Source organism: uncultured Kluyvera sp. (assembly GCF_902485085.1).
Lineage (GTDB): Bacteria > Pseudomonadota > Gammaproteobacteria > Enterobacterales > Enterobacteriaceae > Kluyvera > Kluyvera ascorbata.
Genome location: NZ_CABTJS010000186.1, coordinates 1 through 10,371, shown reverse-complemented (window position 1 = coordinate 10,371; position 10,371 = coordinate 1). Strand labels below are relative to the sequence as shown.

General features: G+C 53.2%; 11 protein-coding genes. All 11 read left to right on the top strand.

Features of this window, described 5'->3' with window-relative positions; translation table 11 throughout:
* Positions 1 to 1,101, top strand: a 1,101-nt coding sequence (gene sucC / locus RDN66_RS23615; RefSeq protein ID WP_308538222.1) for an ADP-forming succinate--CoA ligase subunit beta, incomplete at its 5' end; no start/stop codon positions are given.
* Positions 1,101 to 1,970 carry a succinate--CoA ligase subunit alpha gene (sucD, locus tag RDN66_RS23610; protein ID WP_035892726.1) on the top strand — a complete coding sequence of 290 codons (870 nt, stop codon included), beginning with the start codon at positions 1,101 to 1,103 and terminating at the stop codon, positions 1,968 to 1,970. The genes sucC and sucD, both read left to right, overlap by 1 nt.
* 850 nt (positions 1,971 to 2,820) lie before the next feature.
* Positions 2,821 to 4,383, top strand: coding sequence for a cytochrome ubiquinol oxidase subunit I (gene cydA / locus RDN66_RS23605; protein WP_035892727.1), 1,563 nt, complete (start codon positions 2,821 to 2,823; stop codon positions 4,381 to 4,383).
* Positions 4,384 to 4,398: 15 nt separating this feature from the next.
* On the top strand, positions 4,399 to 5,538 hold the full coding sequence (cydB, locus tag RDN66_RS23600; protein WP_035892728.1) for a cytochrome d ubiquinol oxidase subunit II: 1,140 nt from the start codon (positions 4,399 to 4,401) through the stop codon (positions 5,536 to 5,538).
* 14 nt (positions 5,539 to 5,552) lie between these two features.
* Positions 5,553 to 5,666 carry a cytochrome bd-I oxidase subunit CydX gene (gene cydX, locus RDN66_RS23595; RefSeq protein ID WP_003858598.1) on the top strand — a complete coding sequence of 38 codons (114 nt, stop codon included), beginning with the start codon at positions 5,553 to 5,555 and terminating at the stop codon, positions 5,664 to 5,666.
* Positions 5,666 to 5,962, top strand: coding sequence for a cyd operon protein YbgE (gene ybgE, locus RDN66_RS23590; RefSeq protein WP_035892729.1), 297 nt, complete (start codon positions 5,666 to 5,668; stop codon positions 5,960 to 5,962). Before cydX ends, ybgE begins: the two co-directional genes overlap by 1 nt.
* 145 nt (positions 5,963 to 6,107) lie before the next feature.
* Complete coding sequence (ybgC, locus tag RDN66_RS23585) at positions 6,108 to 6,512, top strand: tol-pal system-associated acyl-CoA thioesterase (protein ID WP_035892730.1); 405 nt, start codon at positions 6,108 to 6,110, stop codon at positions 6,510 to 6,512.
* Positions 6,509 to 7,201: a Tol-Pal system protein TolQ gene (tolQ, locus tag RDN66_RS23580; RefSeq protein WP_115074598.1), complete on the top strand. Its 693-nt coding sequence runs from the start codon at positions 6,509 to 6,511 to the stop codon at positions 7,199 to 7,201. The genes ybgC and tolQ overlap by 4 nt, the downstream gene beginning before the upstream one ends.
* A 3-nt stretch (positions 7,202 to 7,204) precedes the next feature.
* Complete coding sequence (tolR, locus tag RDN66_RS23575; RefSeq protein WP_035892731.1) at positions 7,205 to 7,633, top strand: colicin uptake protein TolR; 429 nt, start codon at positions 7,205 to 7,207, stop codon at positions 7,631 to 7,633.
* Positions 7,634 to 7,729: 96 nt separating this feature from the next.
* The gene (tolA, locus tag RDN66_RS23570) at positions 7,730 to 9,010 is read left to right on the top strand and encodes a cell envelope integrity protein TolA (protein ID WP_035892733.1); all 1,281 of its coding nucleotides are present in this window, start codon (positions 7,730 to 7,732) and stop codon (positions 9,008 to 9,010) included.
* Between the two features lie 132 nt (positions 9,011 to 9,142).
* The coding region (gene tolB, locus RDN66_RS23565; RefSeq protein ID WP_308538221.1) for a Tol-Pal system beta propeller repeat protein TolB at positions 9,143 to 10,371 on the top strand (1,229 nt) is incomplete at its 3' end.

Genomic DNA, 10,371 nt, shown 5'->3' with positions numbered 1-10,371 from the left:
TATGCCTGTACTACTCCGCGTGAAGCAGAAGAAGCCGCTTCAAAAATCGGCGCTGGCCCGTGGGTAGTGAAATGTCAGGTTCACGCTGGTGGCCGCGGTAAAGCGGGCGGTGTGAAGGTCGTAAACTCTAAAGAAGACATTCGCGCTTTTGCAGAGCATTGGCTGGGTAAACGCCTGGTAACGTACCAGACGGATGCACACGGCCAGCCGGTTAACCAGATTCTGGTTGAAGCCGCGACCGACATCGGTAAAGAACTGTATCTGGGCGCGGTTGTTGACCGTAGCTCCCGTCGCGTGGTCTTCATGGCCTCTACCGAAGGCGGCGTAGAAATTGAAAAAGTAGCGGAAGAAACCCCGCACCTGATCCACAAAGTAGCGCTGGATCCGCTGGCAGGTCCAATGCCTTACCAGGGTCGCGAACTGGCGTTCAAACTGGGTCTGGAAGGTAAACAGGTTCAGCAGTTCACTAAGATCTTTATGGGTCTGGCGACCATTTTCCTCGAGCGCGACCTGGCGCTTATCGAAATCAACCCGCTGGTTGTGACCAAGCAGGGTGACCTTATCTGCCTCGACGGCAAACTGGGTGCTGACGGCAACGCGCTGTTCCGTCAGGCTGACCTGCGCGAAATGCGCGACCAGTCTCAGGAAGACCCGCGTGAAGCGCAGGCTGCACAGTGGGAACTGAACTACGTTGCGCTTGATGGCAACATCGGTTGCATGGTTAACGGTGCGGGCCTGGCAATGGGCACCATGGACATCGTTAAACTGCACGGCGGCGAACCAGCGAACTTCCTGGACGTTGGCGGCGGCGCAACCAAAGAGCGCGTGACCGAAGCGTTCAAAATCATCCTCTCTGATGACAATGTTAAAGCCGTTCTGGTTAACATCTTCGGCGGTATCGTACGTTGCGACCTGATCGCTGACGGTATCATCGGCGCGGTAGCAGAAGTGGGCGTTAACGTCCCGGTGGTTGTTCGTCTGGAAGGCAACAACGCGGAACTCGGCGCGAAGAAACTGGCTGACAGCGGCCTGAATATTATTGCAGCGAAAAGTCTGACGGACGCAGCACAGCAGGTTGTTGCCGCAGTGGAGGGGAAATAATGTCCATTTTAATCGATAAAAACACCAAGGTTATCTGCCAGGGCTTCACCGGTAGCCAGGGTTCTTTCCACTCTGAACAAGCGATTGCTTACGGTACGCAGATGGTTGGCGGCGTAACCCCAGGCAAAGGCGGCACTACTCACCTGGGTCTGCCGGTGTTCAACACCGTGCGTGAAGCTGTAGAAGCGACGGGCGCAACCGCAACCGTTATCTACGTTCCAGCACCGTTCTGCAAAGACTCCATTCTGGAAGCTATCGATGCAGGCATTAAGCTTATCATCACCATCACCGAAGGCATCCCTACGCTGGATATGCTGACCGTGAAGGTGAAACTGGACGAAGCCGGCGTGCGCATGATTGGCCCGAACTGCCCAGGCGTTATCACTCCAGGCGAATGCAAAATCGGCATCATGCCGGGTCACATTCATAAACCAGGTAAAGTGGGTATCGTCTCCCGTTCCGGCACCCTGACTTACGAAGCGGTTAAACAGACCACTGACTACGGTTTCGGCCAGTCCACCTGTGTGGGCATCGGCGGTGACCCGATCCCAGGCTCTAACTTCATCGACATCCTGAAGCTGTTCCAGGAAGATCCGCAGACCGAAGCGATTGTTATGATCGGTGAAATCGGCGGTAGCGCAGAAGAAGAAGCAGCCGCTTATATCAAAGATCACGTGACCAAGCCGGTTGTTGGCTACATCGCGGGTGTTACCGCGCCGAAAGGCAAGCGTATGGGCCACGCTGGTGCCATCATTGCCGGTGGTAAAGGTACCGCTGATGAGAAATTCGCTGCACTGGAAGCCGCTGGCGTGAAGACCGTTCGCAGCCTGGCTGACATCGGTGAAGCGCTGAAGTCCGTCATTAAGTAATCCTCTCTGCTCCCTCACCGAATTCCCGCTGCATACAGGGAAAAGAGGGAGCCTTATATGTCTAGTTTCGACATGGTTGGCCGCCCCTGGGTGGCCTTTTTTTATCATGTTCTCCCGCCCTGAATGTTGCGCCGTTGATTTTATCTGCCATCGTCTTTATTGCTCGTTTTTTGCGCAAGCAATAGCGAGGAAAAATTATTCGTCAACAGTGGAAATCCGTTTAGATAGCGGTAAATGTTAATTTATTAATATTTAAAGTAAATGAAATGTTATTTGCGTCATGCTGCAATGTTTGATGTGGAAAAAAATGACGGACGGTCTACTTTGAACTATACGGGCGATTTTACGTTATTCAGGTTTCTCGAGGTTAAATTCAATTACCTCTAAGTCCAATTTCACTTCAATTGATAACCATCAAAGTCAAATCTAAAACACATTGTTAACATTTTGTTCATCATAATATTCAATTAAAAACATAATTAACAATCTCGCGTTAAGTTGATTTAAATCAATATGTAATCTCTGGCTATAAGCGACTAAAACGGCTAAATTGTTGTGGATCAAATTGGCCTAAAACAGTGTGATTCGCTATAAATTGATCACCGTCGAAAAACGTAAAACTTCTCCAATAAAAACCTGTTTATTGTAAGGGTTTTACAGCGTAATATATTTTAGGGATCAATTGAGTTTTTTATTAACACGTTTGTAACTTTCACTTATTGCTGTTTCCGCTGTTCACCAAGGGGCGGCAGTAGGGAAGGGGACAAATCAATTTGTATTGGGGCATGTGTTTGAATCCCGGTCTACGGGTTCATTCTCGGAGTCTTCATGCGATGAGCAAGGAGTCATGATGTTAGATATAGTCGAACTGTCGCGCTTACAGTTTGCCTTGACCGCGATGTACCACTTCCTGTTTGTTCCGCTAACGCTCGGTATGGCGTTCCTGCTGGCAATCATGGAAACGGTCTACGTCCTTTCCGGCAAACAGATTTATAAAGATATGACCAAGTTCTGGGGCAAGTTGTTTGGTATCAACTTTGCGCTGGGTGTGGCTACCGGTCTGACCATGGAGTTCCAGTTCGGGACTAACTGGTCGTACTATTCCCACTACGTGGGCGATATTTTCGGTGCGCCGCTGGCCATCGAAGGTCTGATGGCCTTCTTCCTCGAATCTACCTTTGTAGGTCTGTTCTTCTTCGGTTGGGATCGTCTGGGTAAAGTCCAGCACATGGCGGTGACCTGGCTGGTAGCTCTGGGCTCCAACCTGTCAGCACTGTGGATCCTCGTCGCGAACGGCTGGATGCAAAACCCGATTGCGTCGGATTTCAACTTCGAAACCATGCGTATGGAAATGGTCAGCTTCTCTGAGCTGGTCCTGAACCCGGTCGCACAGGTGAAATTCGTCCATACCGTGGCATCTGGCTACGTCTGCGGCGCGATGTTCGTCCTCGGCATCAGCTCCTACTATATGCTGCGCGGTCGTGACTTCGCCTTCGCTAAGCGTTCCTTTGCGATTGCAGCCAGCTTCGGCATGGCGGCTATCCTCTCCGTTATCGTTCTGGGTGATGAGTCCGGTTACGAAATGGGTGACGTTCAGAAAACCAAACTGGCTGCGATTGAAGCCGAATGGGAAACGCAGCCGGCACCGGCCGCCTTTACTCTGTTTGGTATTCCTGACCAGGATGCGCAGGAAAACCACTTCGCCATTCAAATTCCTTACGCGCTGGGCATCATCGCGACCCGCTCTGTTGATAAACAGGTTACCGGTCTGAAAGATCTGATGGTTCAGCACGAAGAACGTATCCGTAACGGTATGAAGGCTTACTCGCTGCTCGAACAGCTGCGTGGCGGCTCTACTGACCAGGCCGTTCGCGATCAGTTTAACAACGTGAAGAAAGACCTGGGCTACGGCCTGCTGCTGAAGCGCTATACGCCAAACGTATCTGATGCGACCGAAGCGCAAATTCAGATGGCAACCAAAGATTCTATCCCACGCGTTGCGCCGCTGTACTTCGCGTTCCGTATCATGGTGGGCTGCGGCATCCTGATGCTGCTGATTATCGCTACCTCCTTCTGGACGGTTATTCGTAACAAAATCGGCGAGAAAAAATGGCTGCTGCGCACCGCGCTGTATGCGATTCCGCTGCCATGGATTGCTATCGAATCCGGCTGGTTTGTAGCGGAATACGGCCGTCAACCGTGGGCGATTGGTGAGGTGCTGCCAACGGCAGTGGCTAACTCCAGCCTGACCGCGGGCGACCTGATCTTCTCGATGTTGCTGATTTGCGGCCTGTACACCCTGTTCCTCGTGGCGGAGCTGTACCTGATGTTCAAATTTGCTCGCCGTGGACCTAGCAGCCTGAAAACCGGTCGTTACCACTATGAGCAGCCTACCGCTCAGCCGGCACGCTAAGACAGGAGTCGTCAAATGATCGATTATGAAGTATTGCGTTTTATCTGGTGGCTACTGATTGGCATTCTGCTGATTGGTTTTGCCGTCGCCGATGGCTTCGACATGGGGGTGGGCATGCTCACCCGTTTCCTCGGTCGTAACGACACCGAGCGTCGAATCATGATTAACTCCATCGCTCCGCACTGGGACGGTAACCAGGTGTGGCTCATCACCGCCGGTGGCGCACTGTTCGCCGCATGGCCTATGGTGTATGCCGCTGCCTTCTCCGGCTTCTATGTGGCGATGATCCTGGTGCTGGCATCCTTGTTCTTCCGTCCGGTCGGTTTTGACTACCGTTCTAAGATTGAAGACACCCGCTGGCGCAACATGTGGGACTGGGGCATCTTCATCGGTAGCTTTGTGCCGCCGCTGGTGATTGGCGTTGCGTTCGGTAACCTGCTGCAGGGCGTACCGTTCCACGTCGATGAATATATGCGCCTGTACTACACCGGTAACTTCTTCCAGCTGCTGAACCCGTTTGGTCTGCTGGCAGGTATTGTCAGCGTCGCGATGATCCTGACTCAGGGCGCGACCTACCTGCAGATGCGTACCGTGGGCGAACTGCACCTGCGCACCCGCAACGTCTCTATGGTGACGGCGCTGGTCACTCTGGTGTGCTTCGCTCTGGCAGGCGTCTGGGTTTACTACGGCATCGATGGCTACGTGGTGAAATCGGTTCTGGATCACTCCGGCCCGTCTAACCCACTGACCAAAGAAGTGGCGCGTGAAGCCGGTGCATGGATGGTGAACTTCAACAACATGCCAGCGCTGTGGGCGATTCCTGCTCTGGGCGTGGTACTGCCGCTGCTGACTATCCTGACCACTAAGGCGGATAAAGGCGCGTGGGCGTTCCTGTTCTCTTCGCTGACGCTGGCGTGCATCATCCTGACCGCCGGTATTGCCATGTTCCCGTTCATTATGCCTTCCAGCACAATGATGAGCGCGAGCCTGACGATGTGGGATGCGACATCCAGCCAGATGACGCTGAACCTGATGACCTACGTAGCCGCTGTCTTCGTACCGATTATTCTGGCCTACACCACCTGGTGTTACTGGAAAATGTTCGGTCGTATTACGAAAGAAGACATCGAACGTAACACCCACTCTCTGTACTAAGTAAGGAGCTGAATATGTGGTATTTCGCATGGATTTTGGGAACGCTTCTTGCCTGTGCATTCGGCGTTATCACCGCGCTGGCGTTAGAGCACGTCGAAGCGACCAAAGCGGGTGAAGAAAAGCACTGATGAAAAATGTTATCGCAATGTTGTACGCGATAATGGATAAGCGCCCCTTGCGGGCGCTTTCCCTTGTGATGGCCTTGCTGCTGGCAGGCTGCATTTTCTGGGACCCGACGCGCTTTGCGGCGAAGACCAGTGAACTGGAAATCTGGCATGGTTTCCTGTTGATGTGGTCAGTGTGCGCGGGGGTGATCCATGGGGTAGGGTTCCGCCTACGCACGGTTCACTGGCAGGGGATTTTTTGTCCGCTTATCGCCGATCTGGTACTGCTGGCTGGTTTGATTTTCTTCTTCTATCGTTGAAAATTATCGCCTGATGATAATGGGCTTGCATAAGCCCATAAAAATTTACTCTCCGTTTACTTCCCCCCATTCCAAACCATCTTTCCCGCGCGTATAGTAGCGAAGTTCAAAAACCCAAAAATTTTTTGCATTACTGGGATGTAAAGTGAATACAACGCTGTTTCGATGGCCGGTTCGGGTCTATTACGAAGATACCGATGCTGGTGGTGTGGTTTACCATGCCAGCTATGTCGCTTTCTATGAAAGAGCACGCACAGAGATGCTGCGTCACCATCACTTCAGTCAGCAGGTGCTGTTGGCTGAGCGGGTGGCCTTTGTCGTGCGTAAAATGACGCTGGAGTATTTTGCGGCTGCCCGACTCGACGATATGCTCGAAGTCCAGACAGAAATTACATCAATGCGTGGTACCTCCATGGTATTCACGCAGCGAATAGTCAACGCTGAGAATAAGGTTCTGAATGAAGCAGAAGTCCTGATTGTCTGTGTTGATCCACTCATCATGAAGCCTCGTGCGCTTCCCAAGTCTATTGTCGCGGAGTTTAAGCAGTGACTGACATGAACATCCTTGATTTGTTCCTGAAGGCTAGCCTTCTGGTTAAACTTATCATGTTGATTTTGATTGGTTTTTCAATCGCCTCCTGGGCCATCATTATCCAGAGAACGCGCATCCTTAACGCGGCAACTCGCGAGGCTGAAGCGTTTGAAGATAAGTTCTGGTCCGGCATCGAGCTGTCCCGCCTGTATCAGGAGAGCCAGGGACGTCGTGAAAACCTCGCGGGATCGGAACAGATCTTCTACAGCGGCTTTAAAGAGTTTGCGCGCTTACACCGTGCGAACAGCCATGCGCCGGAAGCGATTGTGGAAGGGGCCTCGCGTGCGATGCGTATTTCCATGAACCGTGAACTGGAAACGCTGGAAACGCATATTCCGTTCCTCGGTACCGTAGGTTCTATCAGCCCGTATATTGGTCTGTTTGGTACCGTCTGGGGGATCATGCACGCCTTTATCGCGCTGGGCGCGGTAAAACAGGCTACGCTGCAGATGGTTGCGCCAGGGATCGCGGAAGCGCTGATCGCCACCGCTATCGGTCTGTTTGCGGCAATTCCAGCGGTTATGGCGTACAACCGTCTGAACCAACGCGTGAACAAACTGGAACTGAACTACGACAACTTTATGGAAGAGTTCACCGCCATTCTGCACCGTCAGGCCTTTACCGTCAGCGAGAGCAACAAGGGGTAAGCCATGGCCAGAGCACGTGGACGCGGGCGTCGCGAACTGAAGTCCGAAATTAACATCGTTCCGCTGCTGGATGTGTTGTTGGTGCTGCTGCTGATCTTTATGGCGACAGCGCCGATCATTACGCAGAGCGTGGAAGTGGATCTCCCTGATGCAACTGAATCTCAGGCGGTAAGCAGCAATGATGAGCCGCCAGTCATCGTTGAAGTGTCCGGTGTCGGACAATACAGCGTGAACGTCGGTCAGGAGAAGATGCCGCAACTGCCACCTGAACAGGTTGTTGCAGAAGCGCAGCGCCGGTTACAGGCGAATCCGAAAACGGTCTTCTTAATTGGGGGCGCGAAAGACGTGCCTTACGATGAAATAATTAAAGCGCTTAACCTGTTACACAGCGCAGGGGTGAAATCGGTCGGGTTAATGACCCAGCCAATTTAACCAGCAAGATGCCGCACACACGCGGAAGGTACGGGCCGGGAACGGCCTGTTCTTTGCGTTGTAGAGTAACGGGTGAACAGTTTTTGGGAACCGAGAGTGTCAAAGGCAACCGAACAAAACGACAAGCTTAAACGAGCGATAATTATTTCAGCAGTGCTGCACGTCATTTTGTTTGCGGCGCTGATCTGGAGCTCGTTTGATGAACATATAGAGGCTTCTGCGGGCGGCGGTGGCGGTTCGTCCATCGACGCCGTCATGGTCGATCCCGGCGCGGTCGTTGAGAACTATAATCGTCAACAGCAGCAGCAATCCAGCTCGAAACGTGCGCAAGAGCAACGTGAAAAGCAGGCTCAGCAGCAGGCTGAAGAGTTACGTGAGAAACAGGCTGCTGAACAGGAACGCTTAAAAGCGCTGGAGAAAGAGCGTTTGCAGGCGCAGCAAGCGGCTAAAGAAGCTCAGGAACAGCAGAAGCAGGCTGAAGAAGCTGCCGCGAAAGCAGCAGCTGATGCAAAAGCGAAGGCAGATGCCCAGGCGAAAGCCGCGGCTGATGCGGCGGTGAAAGCGGCCGCTGATGCGAAAGCAAAAGCTGATGCTCAGGCTAAAGTTGCGGCGGAAGCAGCGAAGAAAGCCGCTGCCGATGCGCAGAAAAAAGCAGAAGCGGAAGCGGCGAAAGCTGCAGCCGATGCTAAAAAGGTAGCTGAAGCTGCCGCCGCGAAAGCGGCTGCGGATGCCGAGAAGAAAGCGGCAGCCGAAGCAGCGAAGAAAGCTGCAGCTGAAAAAGCCGCGGAAGAAAAAGCTGCCGCTGCCGCCGAGAAGGCTGCAGCTGCCGCTGAAAAAGCCGCTGCCGATAAGGCCGCCGCTGCTGCTAAAGCGGCTGCAGATAAGAAAGCTGCTGCGGCTGAAAAAGCCGCTGCGGACAAGAAAGCAGCAGCTGAAAAAGCGGCCGCCGCGAAAAAAGCTGCTGCTGAGAAAGCCGCTGCTTCTTCCGGCGTAGATGACCTGCTGGGCGACCTTAGCTCTGGTAAGAATGCACCGAAAACCGGCGGCGGAGCGAAAGGTAACAATGCTTCCGCAGCGGGGAGTGGTAATACTAAAAATAATGGCGCGTCAGGCGCGGATATCAGCAACTATGCTGGGCAGATTAAATCTGCCATTGAGAGCAAGTTCTACGACGCATCATCCTATGCAGGCAAAACCTGTACGTTGCGTATAAAACTCGCCTCAGATGGCCTGTTGCTGGACATTCAGTCTGAGGGTGGCGATCCCGCACTTTGTCAGGCCGCACTTGCTGCAGCCCGTCAGGCGAAGATTCCAAAACCACCGAGCCAGGCAGTATATGAAGTGTTTAAAAATGCACCACTGGACTTCAAGCCGTAAGCATAATTTTCCCCGCTCCGGCGGGGGAAAACTATCTTCGGGCGCCGGTGGGTTTTGGTAGTTTTGTGTATTTTAGTTTGTTAACATTCTGCTAAATTATCGTGGGCTTTCCGCCTGGATAAGGGAGAAATGATGAAGCAGGCATTACGAGTAGCATTTGGTTTTCTGATGCTGTGGGCAGCGGTGCTGCACGCAGAAGTACGTATCGAGATCACCCAGGGGGTGGACTCGGCACGCCCAATTGGCGTCGTACCTTTCCAGTGGGCGGGGCAAGGTGCTGCGCCTGAAGATATCGGCGGTATCGTGGGCGCTGACCTGCGTAACAGCGGGAAATTTAACCCATTAGATCGTTCTCGTCTGCCGCAGCAGCCGGGTAGCGCTCAGGAAGTTCAGCCGGCCGCATGGTCTGCGCTGGGTATTGATGCTGTCGTTGTAGGGCAAGTGAGCCCTAACGCTGACGGCAGCTATAATGTTTCTTATCAGCTGGTTGATACCGGCGGTGCCCCAGGTACCGTGCTGGCGCAGAACACCTACAAAGTTAACAAGCAGTGGCTGCGTTATGCTGGTCACACTGCCAGTGACGAAGTGTTCGAAAAGCTGACGGGCATCAAGGGCGCATTCCGTACCCGTATTGCTTACGTTGTTCAGACCAACGGCGGTCAGTTCCCGTATGAACTGCGTGTTTCTGACTACGATGGCTATAACCAGTTTGTGGTTCACCGTTCTCCGCAGCCTCTGATGTCTCCAGCATGGTCTCCGGACGGTTCGAAAGTGGCTTATGTGACCTTCGAAAGCGGCCGCTCAGCGCTGGTGGTGCAGACTCTGGCTAACGGCGCAGTGCGTCAGATTGCCTCGTTCCCGCAGCACAACGGTGCACCGGCGTTCTCGCCTGATGGTTCTAAACTGGCGTTCGCATTGTCGAAAACCGGTAGCCTGAACCTGTACGTGATGGACCTGGGCTCTGGCCAGATTCATCAGGTAACCAACGGTCGCAGCAACAACACGGAACCAACCTGGTTCCCGGACAGTCAGAACCTGGCCTTCACTTCTGACCAGGCCGGTCGTCCACAGGTGTATAAAGTTAATGTTAACGGCGGTGCTCCGCAGCGTATTACCTGGGAAGGTTCACAGAACCAGGATGCTGACGTCAGCAGCGACGGCAAGTTTATGGTAATGGTCAGCTCGGCTAACGGCCAGCAGCACATTGCTAAGCAGGATCTGGTAGCGGGTGGCGTACAAGTACTGTCGTCAACGTTCCTGGACGAAACGCCAAGTCTGGCACCTAACGGCACTATGGTAATCTACAGCTCTTCTCAGGGGATGGGATCCGTGCTGAATTTGGTTTCTACAGATGGGCGTTT